Source organism: Nocardiopsis alba (assembly GCF_000710955.1).
GTDB classification, from domain to species: Bacteria; Actinomycetota; Actinomycetes; order Streptosporangiales; family Streptosporangiaceae; genus Nocardiopsis; species Nocardiopsis alba.
In genome coordinates, this window is record NZ_BAZE01000001.1 from 586,793 (window position 1) to 603,829 (window position 17,037).

A 17,037-nucleotide genomic window follows, 5' to 3' on the forward strand; every position below is an offset into this window, starting at 1 on the left:
GGAGGAGCCCCTCTTCCTCTACCGTCACTTCTTCTCCCCCTCGACCGGGTTGGGCACGGCACCGCCGTAACGACGGTCCCGGCTCGCGTAGATCTCACAGGCCCGCCACAGGTCGCGGCGGTCGAAGTCGGGCCAGAGCGTCTCCAGGAAGACGAACTCGGCGTAGGCGGACTGCCACAGGAGGAAGTTGGACAGCCGCTGCTCCCCCGAGGAGCGCACGAACAGGTCGACCGGGGGGACCTCGGGAGAGTAGAGGTGGCGGGCGAGGAGGTCCTCGTTGATCTTCTCCGGAGAGATGAGCCCCTCGGCGGCCTGACGGGCCAACTCGCGGGCGGCGTCGACGATCTCGGCCTGGCCTCCGTAGTTCACGCAGAACTGGAGGGTGAGCGCCGTGTTGTCCTTGGTCAGCTCCTCGGCGTCCTCCAGCTCCTTGATGACGCTCTTCCAGAGCATCCCCGGGCGGCCGGACCAGGTGACGCGCACACCGCGGGCGTGCAGCTCGTCGCGCCTGCGACGGATGACGTCACGGTTGAAACCGAGGAGGAAGCGCACCTCGTCGGGGGATCGCTTCCAGTTCTCCGTGGAGAAGGCGTAGGCGGACAGGTGGGGGATCCCCATCTCCAGAGCGCCCTCGATGACGTCGAAGAGGGAGGACTCCCCCGCCTTGTGGCCCTCGGTGCGCGGTAGACCGCGTTCCTTGGCCCATCGGCCGTTGCCGTCCATGACCACGGCGACGTGTCGGGGCACCAGCTCGGCCGGCAACGCCGGGGGACGCGCGCCGTCGGGGTGCGGGACGGGAGCCGTGTACTCCTGTCGACTCCGCCTGCCGTTGTCGAAGTTGAACAGACTCAAGAACGCTCCACATGCCGCAGTGATCGGATTCCGTTCTCCAGGTGCCATTGCAGGTAGGCGGCGACCATCCCGCTGCACTCGGAGCGATGCCCGCCCCCGCTGGCGTCCGCGCTGTCCCAGTCTCCTCCCAGCAGGGCCGCCATCAGGCGGATCGTGTCGGGTGAGGGGTACACGGAGCCGTGGGGACGGCACACCGAGCAGACCATACCGCCGGCGTGCACCGCGAAGGCACGGTGCTCCCCAGGGCTTCCACACCGGGCGCACTCGACCAGGGCCGGAGCGTACCCGGCCACGGCCAGGGTCCGCAGCAGGTAGGCGTCCAGGATCAGCCTGGAGTCGTGCACGCCCTCGCCCAGCGTACGCAGGGCTCCGATGAGCAGGAGGAACTGGCGCAGCGCCGGGTCCTTCTCCACCGCGACGACCTTCTCCGCGGTCTCCAGCATCGCGGTGGCGGCCGTGTAACGGGAGTAGTCGTGGACCACGGCGGCCCCGTAGGAGCGCACGGTCTCGGCCTGGGTGATGACGTCGAGGGTGCGCCCGGTGTGCAACTGGACGTCGACGTGGGTGCACGGCTCCAGGCGGGCGCCGAAGCGCGATCTGGTCCGGCGCACCCCCTTGCCGACGGCGCGCACCAGGCCGGTGCGTCGGGTCAGGAGGGTGATGATGCGGTCGGCCTCGCCCAGCTTCTGGTTGCGCAGGACGACACCCTCGTCACGGTAGAGGCTCACCCTTCCATTGTCGCGGATGTCCCGACCTCTCCGACGACTCCCGCCACTCTGATCAGCTTTATTACGTTTTGGATTCCCTTTTCCCTACATTTGCTCTACTCTCACGCGCTAGGAGTCCGATGACCAGGGCACGCCGCCCTTCCCCCGCGGCGTACGCGGTCCATGAACCGTGGAAGACCCCCTCGGACTCCCGGTCACCGAAGCCACACGTGGCCGTGGGCACGGGAGGAGTCCTCCCGGGGAGGGACACTCCCCGGTCGGCGCCAACCCCGTCGGGCCCTCCGTCCCGACCACCCCGCAGGGGTGCCCGCACGATTCCCCATCCCGGCACGGAAGGTGCAGCGATATGGCGCGAGGTCGCCGAGGCAGACGCAGGAAGAGCCCTCGTGAACAGGAGGCGGCTTCTCGTGAGGGCCACCCGGAACGACGCCGGAGAGGCCGCGCCCTGCCCTTGGTGGCGGGTGTGGCGGCGGTACCCATCGGTCTGACCCTGGCCGGGGCGTTGATCCTGCACGGGGTCGGGGACGAGACCGGCCCCGCCGACGGTTCGCCCACCCTCGGGGCGTCCGGTGAGGGGGTCGCCGACGACTCCATGGTCCCCGGCGCCGAAGAGGACGACGACTTCTTCGTCGAGCCCACCGCCTCGCCCGAGCGCGACGGCCCCGGCGGCGACAGCGGCCCGCGGAGCGACCAGGCCACCGCCTCCTACTCCCCCGAGGACACCGCTGAGAGCTCCGACCGTCCGAACTCCGACGAGGACGGCGGAGGCGACGACGGAGGCGGCACGAACGGTGGCGGTGGGAACGGAGACGAGACCCCGACCTCGTCCGGCCCCCGGGCCACCGCCGTGGTGAACCTGGTCAACGAGGAACGCGCCGCCCAGGGCTGCGACCCGGTGCACGTGGACGGCCGGCTCACCGCCGCCGCCCAGGAGCACAGCGAGGACATGGCCGCCCGCGACTACATGGCGCACGACAACCCCGACGGAGAGGGGCCCGGCGATCGGGCCCGACGTCACGGCTACTCCTCCTGGGGCGCGGAGAACGTCGCCAAGGGCCAGAGCAGCGCGGAGCAGGTGATGGAGGCCTGGATGAACAGTCCCGGCCACCGCGCCAACATCCTCAACTGCGATCTGACCGCCATCGGTGTCGGCGAGGCGTCCAACGCCTGGACCCAGAAGTTCGGCTACGAGTAGCCCGCGGGCCTTCCGAGCGCACGAGGGCGGGCCCGGGACCGTGTCGGTCCCGGGCCCGCCCTCGTCTCGGATCAGGCGCGGCCGATGGCGCTGCACATGGCGCGCAGGGAGGCCGTGGTGATGCTGCTGTGGATGCCCACGCCCCACACCACGCGACCGTCGATCTCGGCCTCCACGTAGGCGGCGGCGCGGGCGTTGCCGTCCTCGCCCATGGAGTGCTCGATGTAGTCGATGACCCGGACCTTGACGTCCACCTCGGTCAGGGCGTCGGCGAAGGCGGAGATGGGACCGTTGCCGGTACCGGACAGCTCTCGTACCTCGCCGTTGACGCGGGTGTCGGCCTCGATCCGGTAGGTGCCGTCCTCCGCGGTGCTGGAGCGGTGCGCCAGCACCGACACCGGGCCGGTCTCGGACAGGTAGGTCTTGGAGAAGATCTCCCAGATGCGGTCGGCCGGGAACTCGCCGCCCTCGGCGTCGGTGAACTGCTGGATGACCTGGGAGAACTCGATCTGCAGACGGCGCGGCAGGTCCAGGGAGTGGTCCCGCTGCATGATGTAGGAGACACCGCCCTTGCCGGACTGGCTGTTGACCCGGATGACCGCCTCGTAGTTGCGGCCCACGTCCTTGGGGTCGATCGGCAGGTAGGGCACGTCCCACGGGTAGGCCTCGACCGGGGTACCGGCCTCGGCCGCGCGGGCGTTCAGGTCGTCGAAGCCCTTCTTGATGGCGTCCTGGTGGGAGCCGGAGAAGGCCGTGTAGACCAGGTCGCCGCCGTAGGGGTGGCGCGGGGCGACCGGCAGCTGGGTGCAGTGCTCGACCGTGCGACGGATCTCGTCGATGTCGGAGAAGTCGATCTCGGGGTCCACGCCCTGGCTGAACAGGTTCAGGCCCAGGGTGACCAGGCAGACGTTGCCGGTGCGCTCGCCGTGCCCGAACAGGCAGCCCTCGACCCGGTCGGCGCCGGCCATGACCGCCAGTTCGGCGGAGGCCACCCCGGTGCCGCGGTCGTTGTGCGGGTGCACGGACAGGACCACGTGCTCGCGCCGGGACAGGTTGCGGCTCATCCACTCGATCTGGTCGGCGTAGACGTTGGGGGTGGCGCGCTCGACGGTCGCCGGCAGGTTCAGGATGATCTCGCGACCGGGGCCGGGCCGCCACACGTCCATGACGGCCTCGCAGACCTCCAGGGCGAAGTCCAGCTCGGTGTCGATGAAGATCTCCGGCGAGTACTCGTAGCCGAAGTACTCGGTCTCGCCCAGGTACCGCTCGGCGAAGCGCACGACGTGCCGGGTGCCCTCGACGGCGATGTTCTTGCAGGCCTCACGGTCGACCTTGAAGACCACGCGGCGGAAGGTGGGCGCGGTGGCGTTGTACAGGTGGACGGTGGAGCGCTTGGCGCCGACCAGACTCTGCACGGTGCGCTCGATCAGGTCCTCGCGGGCCTGGGTCAGGACGGAGATCTGGACGTCGTCGGGGATCAGGTCCTCTTCGATCAGGGACCGGACGAAGTCGAAGTCGGTCTGGCTCGCGGCGGGGAAGCCGACCTCGATCTCCTTGTAGCCCATCCCGACCAGCAGCTCGAACATCTCGCGCTTGCGGGCCGGGTCCATCGGCTCGATCAGCGCCTGGTTGCCGTCGCGCAGGTCGGTGGACAGCCAGCGGGGGGCCTTGGTGATCGTCTTGGAGGGCCAGGTGCGGTCCGGCAGGTCCACCGGCGTGAAGGCCTGGTAGCGCTGGAACGGCATGGGGCTGGACTTCTGCTGCGGCACCATAACGGTGTTGCTCCTCGGAGAGAGTGTGGCACGTGATGACGTGGTCGACACGGCAAGCCGAAGTCCCGCGGCGAGGGGGCCGACCGTCTAACGATCCCCGCCGCGGCCACTAAGGAGGAGCAGCACGCGCAGCATAACGATCGTCACGCTAGCAGACGTCCACGAGAATTCGATACTCGACGCTCACATAGTGAGATCATGCGGCCATGACCTGGGACGTTTCCACCGTCTCGTGACGATTTAAACCGATCTGCCGACATGGGTAACTCGACTTCAAGATATAGCCCTCGAAGGGTTACCCTTGGGGGGAACCCTTCAGTGCTAGGGGGGTCATACGGAGTCCGTCGGCGGGACCCAGGGTGCGGCCAACACCCGGGCCCGCTCGCTCACGCCGATCAAGACACGTAAGCCGTGCCGACGCAGGGCCGGTACCGCCGACGGACATCCTCAGCCATACGAACCCGCGCCCCGAAATCACACGATCCGGGGCGCTCGTCGTGCCCGCGCACGGGATCCCCCGAGAGACCCGATACCTTATGGCCGCATGTGGACACGGAGCGTATCCGCACACTCCTCCGGAAAGCGGGCTTCACGTGCGGAGAACCCTAAACAGGACGATCCCCCACACCCCCCGCCCGTGTTGACATCCCACCTCGGGACGATCTCCAATACCGCCACGTGTTCGAAGCCTCACACCCCGCTCATGGAGGCGACGTGAAGATCCCGACCCCCACACCCCTTCGAAGAACCCTCGTCCCCGTCTCCGTCGGCGCCCTGCTCCTGGGCGGCCTGGTCACGGGAAGCGCGAACGCCGAACCCGCCTACGGTCTCTACGAGATCGACGGGGTGGCCACCGCGCAGGAACGCACCGAGATCGCCGATACCGGCGTGGCGATCGACCACGTCGGAGACGACTCCGTCCTGATCACCGGCTCGTCGAGCGAGATCGCCGAACTCGACGCGCTCGGCTACACCGCCGAACCCCTGTCCCTCCCGGAGACCTACGCCTCCCCCGACCCGGGGTACACCACCTATCCGGAACTGTTGGAGATCATCGACGAGGTGGTCGAGAACAACCCCGACATCGCCGCCCAGGAGGTGTACGGCAGCTCCTACGAGGGCCAGGACCTGGTCGCGATCAAGATCAGCGGCGACGTCTCCACCGACCAGGACCTGCCCGAGGTCCTGTTCACCCACTCCCAGCACGCGCGGGAGCATCTGACCGTGGAGATGGCGATCTACCTGATGCGCCTGTTCACCGAGGGCTACGGCGAGGATCCGCGGATCACCGAGCTGGTCGACGGACGGGAGATCTGGATCCTGCCCAACGTCAACCCGGACGGCAGTGAGTACGACATGGCCGGGGACACCTGGCGGGACTGGCGCAAGAACCGCCAGCCCAATGAGGGCTCCTCGTCGGTCGGTACCGACCTGAACCGCAACTGGGCCTACAACTGGGGCTGCTGCGGCGGCGCCTCCGACAACCCCGACAGCATCACCTACCGGGGCCCCGAGGCCGAGTCGGCCCCCGAGGTCCGGGCCGTCGCCGACTTCGTGCGCGGCCGTGTGGTCGACGGCGAACAGCAGATCACCACGGCCATCGACTTCCACACCTTCAGCGAACTCATCCTGTGGCCGTTCGGATACACCTACGACGAGGTCACCGACGGGATGACACGGGAGGAGTACGACACCCACCGGGCCCTGGGCGAGTACATGGCCGAGGCCAACGGGTACACGCCCCAACAGTCCAGTGATCTGTACGTCACGGACGGATCCATCAACGACTGGCTGTGGGCCGACCAGAACATCGTCAACTTCACCTACGAGATGTACCCGAAGAGCCTCTCCGACGGCGGCTTCTATCCGCCCTCGTCGGTGATCGAACGCGAGACGGCCCGCAACGAGGAGGCCGTGCTCCGACTTCTCGACTACGCCGACTGCCCCTACCGGATCATCGGCGAAGAGGCCGCCTACTGCGGCTGACCCCTCTGTCTCAGAGGCCCGGGGCATGACGGAGGGGCGACGGTGTGCCAGCGAAGAACACCGTCGCCCCTCTGGGGCCTCCTCCTGCCGGTCTCGGAGGAGGCCGGACCATGGGGCCGGGGTGCAGGTCCAGCCCCATGGTGGTTCAGTGGATCGGGATCAGGCCTCCGGCAGCGGCTCGAACTCCTTGACCGCGTCGATGGCCGGGCCGTGCGGCGTGTTGGCCTCGCGCTCGATCATGATCTCGACCAACACCGGACGAGAGGTGGCCTTGGCCTCCTTGCGGGCCCACTCCAGGCTGTCCCGGATCTCGGAGGGCTCCCAGACGCGACGCCCGGAGCAGCCGTAGGCCTCCATGAGCTTGACGTTGTCGGTGCCGTACTCGTCGTAGTGGATGTCCACCTGGTAGTTCATGTCGAACGGGATCGACGCCTGACGGATCAGGCCCAGGTACTCGTTGTTGAGCATGATGATGACGTAGGGAACGTCGTACTGGGCGGCGACGGCCAGTTCCTCGACCATGTACTGGAAGCCGTAGTCGCCGACGATGCCCACGACCTCGGCGTCGGGGTCGGTGTTCTTGAGCGCCTTCTTGACACCGATGGCGGCGGGGATCTCCCAGCCGAGCGGGCCGGCCTGACCACAGATCTGGTAGTGGCGCGGCTTGTAGGCCTTCTGGTGCTGGCCGCCCCAGATCTGGTAGAGGCCGATCGCGGTGACGAAGTAGGTGTCCTCGTCGAAGACCTCGTTGATCTCCTTGTAGACGCGCGGCGCCTTGACCGGGACGCTGTCGAAGTCCTCACGACGGGTCAGGGTGGTCTTGAGCTCTCCGACGCGGGAGATCCACGACTCGACCCGAGCCTTGGCGTTCCGGCGCTTGGCGGCGTTCAGCAGTTCCTGGAGGAACAGCTTGGCGTCGGAGACTACGCCCAGGTCCGGCTCGAAGACACGGCCGATCTGGGTGGCCTCGATGTCGACGTGGATGAACTTGCGCTCACCGCGGTAGACGTCGATCTGGCCGGTGTGGCGGTCGGCGAAGCGCGCGCCCACGGCCAGGACCAGGTCCGACTCCAGGAAGGAGGCGTTGCCGTAGCGCTGGGAGGTCTGGACACCGGTCATACCGGAGTACAGCGGGGAGTCCTCGTCGAAGGAACCCTTGCCCATGAGGGTGACCTGGACGGGCACCTGGAGGTAGTCGGCGAGCTCGCGCAGCTCGTCGGAGGCCTCGGCCAGGATCACGCCGCCGCCGGCGAGGATGAGCGGACGCTCGGCCTCCAGCAGCAGGTCGAGGGCCTTCTCGACGCGGGGCAGGTGCGGCTCGACCGTGTTGATCTTGAGCGCGGCGTCCAGCTCGGGGTCGTACTCGATGACCTGCTGGGCGACGTCCAGCGGAATGTCGATCAGGACGGGGCCGGGACGACCCTCCTGGGCGATCCGGAAGGCCTCGCGGAAGATCCACGGAGCGGTCGCGGCCTCCTTGATCTGGACGGCCCACTTGGTGACGGGCTTGGCGATCTCGACGATGTCGACCGCCTGGAAGCCCTCCTTGTCGAGCAGGTCGGTGCGCTGCTGACCGGTGATGCACACGATCGGGACCGAGTCCGCGATGGCGGTGTACAGACCGGTGATCATGTTGGTGCCGGCGGGACCGGAGGTACCGATCGCCACACCGACCTTGCCGGTGGTGCGCGACCAACCGTCGGCCATGTGGGTGGCGCCCTCTTCGTGGCGGACGGTCAGGTGCTCGATGCCGCCGACGTCCTCCATCGCCTTGTAGAGCGGCAGGATCGCCGCGCCGGGGCAGCCGAAGGCGGTGTCGACGCCTTCGTCCTTGAGGACCTCCACGACCGCGTTCATCGCGGGCATTTTCGCCATGGGTGCGAACCCTTCAGTGCTGGGGTGTCCGGTGCGCCGGGGACGACCGTGTTCGATCGGTCGCCCCCGGCCCGGGGAAACAGGTGCCAGGGGTGGGGCGGCGTGTTCGCCGGCCTCCCGGGTGGGCCAACACCCGGGGGCGAGACGACGCCCCGGTCATACGGTGTGCGGTCGCGGTGACTACTCGCCGCGGCCGGAGAGCTGCTCGACGATCTTGAGGAGCGCCGAGTGGTCGAGGCCGCCGTGCCCCTGGTTCTTGAGCGCGGCGACGTTCTGGGCGACCTGGGCACCGAGCGGCACCGCTACGCCGGCGGCGTGGGCGGAGTCGGTGACGATGCGCATGTCCTTGTCGTGCAGGGCGATCCGGAAGCCCGGGGTGAAGTTGCGCTCGCGCATCCCCTTGCCCTTGCGCTGGAGGACGGTGCTGCCGGCGAGACCGCCGCCGAGGACCTCCAGGCCGGACTCGGTGTCCACACCGTGGGCCTCCAGGAACACCAGGGCCTCGGCGAGGAGCTGGATGTTGCCGGCCACGATGAGCTGGTTGGCGGCCTTGACCGTCTGACCGGAGCCGCTGGGGCCGACCAGGACGGGGGTGGTGCCCAGGACGTCGAAGACCGGACGGGCCGCGTCGAAGTCCTCCTGGGAACCGCCGACCATGATCGAGAGCTTGGCCTCGATGGCACCGGCCTCGCCGCCGCTGACCGGGGCGTCCAGAACACGGAAGCCGCGCTCGGCGCCGATGCCGGCGACGGAACGGGCGACGTCCGGGCGGATCGTGCTCATGTCGATGACGAGCGTGCCGGGCTTGGCGTTCTCGAAGACGCCGCCCTCACCGGCCAGCACGGCCTCGACGTCCGGGGAGTCCGGGACCATCGTGATGACGACCTCGGCGTCGGCCACGGCCTCGGCGATGCTGCCACCGCGCAGACCGCCCTCGGCGACCAGGGAGTCGACACGCTGGGGGCTGCGGTTGAAGCCGGTGACGGTGTGACCGGCGCGGACGAGGTTGACGGCCATGGGCAGACCCATGATGCCGAGGCCGATGAAGGCGATCTTCTTCGCGGACATGGCGGAGTCCTTGTCTGTCTGTCGGTACGCCCGGTGGCGTGTCTCGCACCGGACTCTGTGTGGCTTGGAAGCCTCGGGTACACCGGATCTTCGCAGTGCACCCGAGGCGGTCGGGCGGCCGGGCCGCGCGTCAGCGCAGCCAGCCGAAGCTCTCGGTGGTGGGGACGGTGGGCTTGTACTCCAGGCCCACCAGGCCCTGGTAGCCGCCGGCCTGGGAGGCGCTCAGCAGCTCGTCGATGGCGAGGTCGCCGGTGCCGGGCTCGCCGCGGCCGGGGGCGTCGGCGATCTGGATGTGACCGAAGGACGCGGCGTGCTCACGGACCACGGCGGCGACGTCGTCGCCGTTGACGGCCAGGTGGAAGAAGTCGGCGAGGAGCGCGACGTTCGCGGCGCCGGCCTCCTTGGCCTTGGCGACGAAGGCGAGCCCTTCCTCGGCGGTCTTGAAGGGGTAGTCCTCGGAGCCGCTGATCGGCTCGATGAGGACGGTGCCGCCGACCTTGGCGACGCCTTCGGCCGCGGCGAGGGTGTTCTCCAGGGCGATCCGGTCCTGCTCGGCCGGGTCGACGCCCTCCTGCCGCAGGCCGTAGAGGGCGTTGAAGCCGGTGGTCCCGGTGCGCTCGGCGATACCGACGACCACGTCGATGTTGGCGCGGAACTCGGCGGCGCGGTCGGGGTGGGAGAGCACGCCGCGGTCCGGGCCCGGGAGCCGGCCGGCGAAGAAGTTCAGGCCGGTGAGTCGGACGTCCGCCTTCTCGATGGCGCCGACGAAGGCGTCGACCTCGGCCTGGGCGGGCGTGGCGCTCTCGAAGGGCCACCAGAACTCGACGGCGTGGAAGCCCGCGTCCCGTGCGGCCTGGGGGCGCTCGTTGACGGGGAGCTCGGTGAACAGCAGGGAGCAGTTCACCGTGTACCCGAGTGTGTGGCTCATGCGTTGCCTCCAGCAGCTACTTCCACATTGCGGAAATCAGATTTCGCTTTAAGGAATGATCTGAGTGTGCGCTGAGCCACCGCCCCTTGTCAACCACTCCGGTCCGCTCACTTTGAACGGAGTGTGACCTCATGTGCCCCAAGCGCACCACCAGCCTCGGAAGCCGACGTGAACTTCACTACTTCTTGCGCCGAGGTCACAGATTTCGGAGTTTTTCGCAGGATGCCCCTTGCGAGTGTTGACAAGGTCACACTGGCATGAACTAGAGTCCCCCCAATCCGTAATACGGAATCCGCAATCTGCTCTACGAAATGCACGGAGCCACGGGAGTACACATGCCCGAGACCACCCCGGACGCGTCGGGGGCGGCCGTCCCCGACCCGGGACTGGCCCGCCTGAACCGGCTGTCCAAGGAGGAGCTGCGCACCGAACTCGCGCAGTGCCTCAACGTGGACCGCTGGGTGGAGGCGCTCGCCTCCGAAGCGCCCTTCGCCGACAGGGAGACCCTGCTCGCCAGTGCCGACGGGCACGCCCGAGCGATCACCTCCGAAGAGGCCGCCACCGCCCTGGCCCGCCACCCCCGCATCGGGGAGAAGGCCGAAGGCGAGGACACCGAGTCCGCGTGGTCGCGCGGTGAACAGTCCGCGTTCGCGGCCGACACCGACGACGCCTCCGCTCGTGTCCAGCGGATCTTCACCTTCGCCCAGGGCGAGTACGAAGGCCGCTTCGGCCAGATCTACCTCGTCTGCGCGAGCGGACGGACCGGCCGCGAACTCCTCGCCGACCTGGTCGCCCGTCTGGACAACGACACCGAGACCGAGCTCTCCGTCGTCGGCGAGGAACTGCGCAAGATCGCCGGGCTGCGCCTGGTCAAACTCCTGGAGGCAGCATGAGCCACGTGACCACACACGTCCTCGACGCCGCGCTGGGCAGCCCCGCCCGCGACGTCCCCGTCCGTCTGGAGGCCGCCGCCGACCGCGAGCGCACCTCGTGGAAGCCGGTCGCCGAGGGCCGCACCAACGATGACGGCCGTGTCCCCGACTTCGGACCCGAGCGGCTTCAGGCCGGGTACTACCGGGTCGTGTTCGACACCGAGGCCTACTTCACCGCGACCGGGCAGAAGGGGTTCTACCCCGAGGTCACCATCGTGTTCGACCTCGCCGACGAGGACTCGCACTACCACGTGCCGCTCCTCCTGAGCCCGTTCGCCTACTCGACCTACCGGGGCTCCTAGCGGTACGGACGCCCCACGGGACCTGGCTCACCCCGTGACCGGCGTCCTCCCGCCCCGGTGAAAGCGACATCCGGACCAAGGAGGAGATCCAGGCAGAACACCCGACCCCAGTCCCCCCACATCTTCGAGTGCGTGACAGGTCCTTCCGCATGACCACAGCGGTCCTCCCTCATACGCACACTGCGCAGGCCGAGGCACATGGCGGCGCAAGCGATGAAAAGAATCCACATGGATGGAGTTCACCCTGATGGGCATCAAGCTCGGAGACAACCAGTACGGCAAGGCCGAGGTCCGTCTCGTCCACATCAACCGCGACACCGACGTCCACCGGATCAAGGACGTCAACGTCACCTCCCAGCTCCGCGGAGACCTGGAGGAAGTCCACACCATCGGTGACAACGGCACGTGTCTGCCGACCGACACCCAGAAGAACACCGTCTACGCCAAGGCCCGCGAGTGGGGCGGCGTCGGCGCGATCGAGGACTTCGCCCTGCGTCTGGCCCGCCACTTCGTGGACGAGCACGACTACGTGCACGGCGCCCGCCAGGAGATCGAGGAGTACTCCTGGGACCGGATCAACACCTCCAGCGGCCCGCACGACCACGCGTTCTCCCGCAACGGCGCCGAGACCCGCAACACCATCGTCAACAAGGACGGTGACAAGGAGTGGGTGGTCTCCGGATTCGAGGGCCTGACCGTCCTCAAGTCCACCGGCTCGGAGTTCCACGGCTTCCCCAAGACCCGGTACACCACTCTTCAGGAGACCACCGACCGGATCCTGGCCACCGACGTCGCCGCCCGCTGGCGCTACGTCGGCACCGACCACGACTTCGACAAGACCTACGCCTCCGTGCGCGCGCTGTGCCTCGAGGCCTTCGCCGAGACCCACAGCCTCGCCCTCCAGCAGACGCTGTACGCGATGGGCAAGGCCGTCCTGGAGGCCCACCCGGAGATCGCGGAGATCCGCTTCTCCATGCCCAACAAGCACCACTTCCTCGTGGACCTGTCCTCGTTCGACCTGGACAACCCGAACGAGGTCTTCTTCGCCGCCGACCGGCCCTACGGCAAGATCGAGGCCGTCGTCCAGCGTGACGACGCCCCCGAGGCCGGCGACGCCTGGAAGACCGTCCCGGGCTTCCTCTAAAGGACCCGTTCAGGGCACGTTCCCTCCCGGACCCCGCCGCGCGGGACCGAGGACCGAACGTCCCCCGTGGAACGGGCCGACACCCGTTCCACACCTTCCTACTCCGGGGCCCGCGCGTGCGGCCGGGCCCCGGCTCCCGAACCGGAGTGCACCTCCACGACCGAGGCCTGTCCCTCCTCGTGCGACACGCGTGTCCCGCCCGGGATCAATATCCGAGGTTCTCCTCGCCTGCCCGTCTTCATGGGCCCCACCGACCTCCGTCGTACTTCTTGAATCGGGTGTACCGAGGTCGGCGCGACATCAACGGATCCCCCGAATCCGAACCCAGGTCATCCCCTGACCGCCGATCGCAAAGGCTGGAAACTGGCCATGTCGAACAGTCCGTCCGCGAAGGACTCGGCCACAACAACCGCCACGACCCCCGCTCGCCCCGAGGACGAGAAGCTGCCCGCGCGGCTTCTGCTCGTCTACGGACTCCAGCACATTCTCACCATGTACGCCGGTGCGGTGGCACCGGCACTCGTAGTAGGCGCCGCCGCTGGGCTCGCGAACGACCCCGCCGCCATGGGAATCCTCGTCAGCGGTGCGCTTCTCGTGGCGGGTATCGCCACTCTTCTCCAGACCGTGGGACACCGCCGACTCGGCGCGCAGCTGCCGATCGTGGTCGGCACCTCCTTCGTCCCCGTCAGCGCCATCACCGCCCTGGCCGCCGGTCAGGGCGGCGAGAACCTGCCCATCGCCTTCGGCGCCTCGATGGCCGCCGGTGTCTTCGGGCTCATCCTGACCCCCTTCTTCGGTCAGCTCATCCGCTTCTTCCCCCCGATCGTCACCGGAACGATCATCACCGTGATCGGCATCAGCCTGATGCCGGTGGCCGCCCGCTGGATCATGGACGGGTCGACCACCACGTTCAACGGTGAGCAGGTCGACGCCGCTCCGATGGCCAACCTGGGTCTGGCCGGCCTGACCCTCGCCGTCATCCTCATCGGTTCTCGACTCTTCCCGGGCATCTGGGGTCGTCTGTCGATCCTTCTCGGTCTGCTCGTCGGCACCCTCGTCTCGATCCCGCTGGGCATGGCCGACTTCAGCCGTGTCGGCGAGGCCGACATCGTGTTCAACCCGGCCTCGGTGTTCTACTTCGGTGCCCCGCAGTTCCAGGTCACCGCGATCATCACCATGTGCATCATCATGCTGGTGGTGCTCACCGAGGGCGCGTCCCACATCATCGCGGTCGGTGAGATCACCGGCACCAAGATCGACGCCAAGCGCATCTCGGCCGGTCTGCGCGCCGACGTGAGCGGTTCGATCATCGGTCCGATCTTCAGCGCCACCCCGACCAGCTCCTTCGCCCAGAACATCGGTCTGCTGGCCCTGACCGGTATCCGCAGCCGCTACGTGGTCGCCACCGGCGCCGCCATCCTTCTCGCCCTGGGCATGTTCCCCGTGCTCGGTGGCGTGATGGCCGCCATCCCGACCCCCGTGCTGGGCGGTGCCGGTCTGGTGCTGTTCGGCAGCGTCGCCTCCAGCGGTGTGAAGACTCTGGCCAAGGTGGACTTCACCAACAACCTCAACCTGATCCTGGTGGCGTCCTCGATCGGTGTGGCCATCATCCCGCTGGCCTACCCGACCTTCTACGCCTTCCTGCCCGAGTCGGTCGAGCTCATCGCCCACTCGGGCATCATCGGTGCCGCGATCGTGTCGATCCTGTTGAACATCTGCTTCAACGTGATCGGTCGACCGGCCTCCGGTACGCCCGCCGACATCGACCAGGCCGACATCGGTACCGCCGGCCCCGGTGAGGCCAAGTACACCGATCAAGCCGGAGCCACCTACCGGAGCAGCGACTCCGACCGTCCCGAGGCCGACCGGACCCCCGGCCGGTAGACCGAGAACGTCCGGGCGGCGAACCCGCCCGGACCTTCGGGGCCTCCCCCTCTCATGGCGGGCGCACGGTGACCGTGCGCCCGCCCTTCGTTCTCGGAACCGTTTCGAGCACGCCACCGAATCCGTTAAGCGGAGGTGAATGGTATGTCTGTGAAGATGACCGACTGGGATCTGCGCAAACTCCGTGTGCTCCGCACCCTCCAGGAGCTCGGCACAGTCCGGGCCACCGCCGAGGCCCTGTCCATGACCCCCTCCGCCGTCTCCCAGCAGCTCTCCTCCCTGTCCCAACAGGTGGGTGTGGCCCTGCTGGAGGCGCACGGTCGGCGAGTCCGGCTGACCGACGCCGCCCACGTGCTGCTGCGCCACACCGACGTGGTCCTGGCACAGTTGGAGCGGGCCGAGGCCGAACTCGACGGGTTCGTGCGGGGCGAGGCCGGACGGGTCCGGATCGGGGCCTTCGCCACCGCCATCCCGACCCTGGTGGTCCCGACCCTGAAGATCCTGCGGCGTACCCGCCCGGATCTGCGCACCCGGGTGCACCAGGCCGACGCCGCCGAGGTGTACGAATTGTTGGCCGCGGGTGAGATCGACATCGGTCTGTCGCTGGCCGCCCAGGCCCCCAGTGACCAGGATGGACGCTACGAGCGCGGCGAGCTTCTCGCCGACCCCCTGGACGTGGCGTTGCCCGTCCAGCACCGGCTGGCCTCGGCCCCGGCCTTGGGTCTGCGCGACCTGGCCGACGAACCGTGGATCTACGGGGCGTCGGGGCCGTGGCGGGACATCACCATCGCCGCCTGCGCGCAGGCCGGTTTCGTTCCGGAACAGGGGCACGTGGCCTCGGACTGGCGGGCCATCCTCGACATGGTCGCCGCCGGGCTGGGCGTGGCCCTCATCCCCCGCCTGGCCGCGGCGGCCGACACACCGGAGGTGGCCCTGCGCACCCCCCAGATCGACCAGCCGCGCCGTCACGTGGTCTGGGCCGTGCGGGCCGGGGCGGGGCAGCGACCACAGATCGAGGCGACGCTTCGGGCCCTGGCCGAGACCGCGTCGACCCTGCGAGCCGCGAATGTTCAGTCCAGGTGAACGTAATGATCATAAACTTTCGCTGGAATTAACCGGTTTCTCCTGACAATCTAGAAAAGTCCCACCCATCGATACGACAGGAGAACCATGAGCGGGGCCCAGCCCTTCGATCCTCGTGCCTACAACGCCCAGCCCTACCAGGGCGGTGACCCCTACGCCGACTACAAGGACACCAAGCTCGACTTCTCGGGCCTGGTCGACCTCGCCGACCGGCGTCTGGGCGGCAGCGTCGTCGCGGCCAACGACGAGTTCTTCGCCCACCGCGAGAACCTCCTCAAGCCCGAGCCCGGCAAGTTCGACCCGCACGCCTTCGGCCACAAGGGCAAGGTCATGGACGGCTGGGAGACCCGCCGTCGCCGCGGTGTCAGCGCCGAGCAGCCGCACCCGACCTCCGAGGACCACGACTGGGCGCTCATCCGCCTGGCCCTGCCCGGCGTGATCCGCGGCGTGAACATCGACACCGCCCACTTCCGCGGCAACCAGCCCACCGAGGTCTCCCTCGAGGCGACCCACGTCGAGGGCACCCCCACGACCGAGGAGCTGCTGGCCGCCGAGTGGACCGAGCTGGTCCCCCGTACCCCCGCGTACGGCCACGCCGCCAACGCCTTCGAGATCTCCTCGACCCGTCGCTGGACGCACCTGCGCCTCAAGCAGTACCCGGACGGCGGCATCGCCCGTCTGCGCGTGTACGGCGAGCAGGTCGCCGACCCGACCTGGCTGTCCGCCCAGGGCTCCTTCGACGTCGCGGCCCTGCTCAACGGCGGTGTCGTCGAGGACGCCTCGGACCGTTTCTTCTCCCCGCCGGAGAACATCATCACCCCGGGCCGTTCCCACAAGATGGACGACGGCTGGGAGAACCGCCGTCGCCGTGACAACGGCAACGACTGGGTGGTCTTCCGTCTGACCGCGCAGGCGAGCGTCCGCGCGATCGAGGTCGACACCGCCTACCTCAAGGGCAACTCCGCCGGATGGATCACCATCCTGGGCCGTGACGCCCACTCCGACAAGCCGGACGAGTGGTTCGAGATCGTGGGCCGCACCGCCCTCGAGCCCGACAGCCCGCACCGCTTCGTGCTGGACGCCCCGGCGACCGTCACCCACGTGCGCACCGACGTCTTCCCCGACGGAGGCATGTCGCGTCTGCACGTCTACGGTTCGCTGACCGAGACCGGCACCGCCGACCTCAAGGCCCGTTGGGAGGCCGCGCGCGGCTGATCGCCCGGTCGACGCGCGAGCGCCGAAGGGGGAGGGCACCACGAACGGTGCCCTCCCCCTTTCGCCTGCCCGG

At 68.6% G+C, this 17,037-nt stretch carries 14 protein-coding genes; 8 read left to right on the plus strand and 6 right to left on the minus strand.

The features are described 5' to 3' along the window. Positions 1-24: 24 nt before the first annotated feature. Together TR33_RS02490 and recO are read right to left on the minus strand one after the other, a co-directional pair. The gene (locus tag TR33_RS02490; RefSeq protein WP_017534175.1) at positions 25-852 is read right to left on the minus strand and encodes an isoprenyl transferase; all 828 of its coding nucleotides are present in this window, start codon (positions 850-852) and stop codon (positions 25-27) included. Further along, positions 849-1,580, minus strand: a complete 732-nt coding sequence (recO, locus tag TR33_RS02495; RefSeq protein ID WP_042281118.1) for a DNA repair protein RecO — start codon at positions 1,578-1,580, stop codon at positions 849-851. The genes TR33_RS02490 and recO overlap by 4 nt, the downstream gene beginning before the upstream one ends. A 346-nt stretch (positions 1,581-1,926) precedes the next feature. On the opposite strand from recO, the gene TR33_RS02500 reads away from it, so the two are divergent. Further along, the gene (locus TR33_RS02500) at positions 1,927-2,775 is read left to right on the plus strand and encodes a CAP domain-containing protein (RefSeq protein ID WP_017534176.1); all 849 of its coding nucleotides are present in this window, start codon (positions 1,927-1,929) and stop codon (positions 2,773-2,775) included. A 71-nt stretch (positions 2,776-2,846) separates the two neighbouring features. On the opposite strand, the gene leuA is transcribed toward TR33_RS02500, so the two are convergent. Beyond that, entirely contained in the window at positions 2,847-4,547 is a 1,701-nt protein-coding gene (leuA, locus tag TR33_RS02505; protein ID WP_014912652.1) for a 2-isopropylmalate synthase, read from the minus strand. 714 nt (positions 4,548-5,261) lie between these two features. Between leuA and TR33_RS02510 the strand changes: the two genes are divergently transcribed. After that, positions 5,262-6,533: a M14 family metallopeptidase gene (locus TR33_RS02510; protein ID WP_042281121.1), complete on the plus strand. Its 1,272-nt coding sequence runs from the start codon at positions 5,262-5,264 to the stop codon at positions 6,531-6,533. A 159-nt stretch (positions 6,534-6,692) separates the two neighbouring features. Here TR33_RS02510 and gcl read toward each other — a convergent pair whose 3' ends face one another. From gcl to TR33_RS02525, 3 genes are all read right to left on the minus strand, one after another. Continuing rightward, the gene (gcl, locus tag TR33_RS02515; protein ID WP_017534177.1) at positions 6,693-8,408 is read right to left on the minus strand and encodes a glyoxylate carboligase; all 1,716 of its coding nucleotides are present in this window, start codon (positions 8,406-8,408) and stop codon (positions 6,693-6,695) included. Positions 8,409-8,588: 180 nt separating this feature from the next. Then, complete coding sequence (locus TR33_RS02520; RefSeq protein WP_326337421.1) at positions 8,589-9,572, minus strand: 2-hydroxy-3-oxopropionate reductase; 984 nt, start codon at positions 9,570-9,572, stop codon at positions 8,589-8,591. A 34-nt stretch (positions 9,573-9,606) separates the two neighbouring features. Then, on the minus strand, positions 9,607-10,404 hold the full coding sequence (locus tag TR33_RS02525) for a hydroxypyruvate isomerase family protein (RefSeq protein ID WP_014908684.1): 798 nt from the start codon (positions 10,402-10,404) through the stop codon (positions 9,607-9,609). Positions 10,405-10,739: 335 nt separating this feature from the next. Here TR33_RS02525 and TR33_RS02530 point away from each other — a divergent pair, with 335 nt between their 5' ends. From TR33_RS02530 to alc, 6 genes are all read left to right on the plus strand, one after another. Then, complete coding sequence (locus TR33_RS02530) at positions 10,740-11,297, plus strand: 2-oxo-4-hydroxy-4-carboxy-5-ureidoimidazoline decarboxylase (RefSeq protein WP_014911918.1); 558 nt, start codon at positions 10,740-10,742, stop codon at positions 11,295-11,297. After that, positions 11,294-11,638: a hydroxyisourate hydrolase gene (gene uraH, locus TR33_RS02535; protein WP_017534178.1), complete on the plus strand. Its 345-nt coding sequence runs from the start codon at positions 11,294-11,296 to the stop codon at positions 11,636-11,638. The genes TR33_RS02530 and uraH overlap by 4 nt, the downstream gene beginning before the upstream one ends. Positions 11,639-11,885: 247 nt before the next feature. Further along, positions 11,886-12,782, plus strand: coding sequence for a factor-independent urate hydroxylase (pucL, locus tag TR33_RS02540; RefSeq protein WP_014908692.1), 897 nt, complete (start codon positions 11,886-11,888; stop codon positions 12,780-12,782). Between the two features lie 369 nt (positions 12,783-13,151). Beyond that, entirely contained in the window at positions 13,152-14,666 is a 1,515-nt protein-coding gene (locus TR33_RS02545) for a nucleobase:cation symporter-2 family protein (protein ID WP_014909479.1), read from the plus strand. A gap of 156 nt (positions 14,667-14,822) precedes the next feature. Further along, a complete protein-coding gene (locus TR33_RS02550; RefSeq protein WP_026124939.1) occupies positions 14,823-15,749 on the plus strand; it encodes a LysR family transcriptional regulator in 927 nt (308 codons plus the stop codon). Between the two features lie 87 nt (positions 15,750-15,836). Then, positions 15,837-16,964, plus strand: coding sequence for an allantoicase (alc, locus tag TR33_RS02555; protein ID WP_017534182.1), 1,128 nt, complete (start codon positions 15,837-15,839; stop codon positions 16,962-16,964). Positions 16,965-17,037: the final 73 nt, after the last annotated feature.

Excerpts from the sequence above, each read along its gene's own strand:
- TR33_RS02500 (WP_017534176.1), top strand. The coding sequence starts at position 1,927 with ATGGCGCGAGGTCGCCGAGGCAGACGCAGGAAGAGCCCTCGTGAACAG.
- leuA (WP_014912652.1), bottom strand. The coding sequence starts at position 4,547 with ATGGTGCCGCAGCAGAAGTCCAGCCCCATGCCGTTCCAGCGCTACCAG.
- gcl (WP_017534177.1), bottom strand. The coding sequence starts at position 8,408 with ATGGCGAAAATGCCCGCGATGAACGCGGTCGTGGAGGTCCTCAAGGAC.
- TR33_RS02525 (WP_014908684.1), bottom strand. The coding sequence starts at position 10,404 with ATGAGCCACACACTCGGGTACACGGTGAACTGCTCCCTGCTGTTCACC.
- TR33_RS02530 (WP_014911918.1), top strand. The coding sequence starts at position 10,740 with ATGCCCGAGACCACCCCGGACGCGTCGGGGGCGGCCGTCCCCGACCCG.
- uraH (WP_017534178.1), top strand. The coding sequence starts at position 11,294 with ATGAGCCACGTGACCACACACGTCCTCGACGCCGCGCTGGGCAGCCCC.
- pucL (WP_014908692.1), top strand. The coding sequence starts at position 11,886 with ATGGGCATCAAGCTCGGAGACAACCAGTACGGCAAGGCCGAGGTCCGT.
- TR33_RS02545 (WP_014909479.1), top strand. The coding sequence starts at position 13,152 with ATGTCGAACAGTCCGTCCGCGAAGGACTCGGCCACAACAACCGCCACG.
- TR33_RS02550 (WP_026124939.1), top strand. The coding sequence starts at position 14,823 with ATGACCGACTGGGATCTGCGCAAACTCCGTGTGCTCCGCACCCTCCAG.
- alc (WP_017534182.1), top strand. The coding sequence starts at position 15,837 with ATGAGCGGGGCCCAGCCCTTCGATCCTCGTGCCTACAACGCCCAGCCC.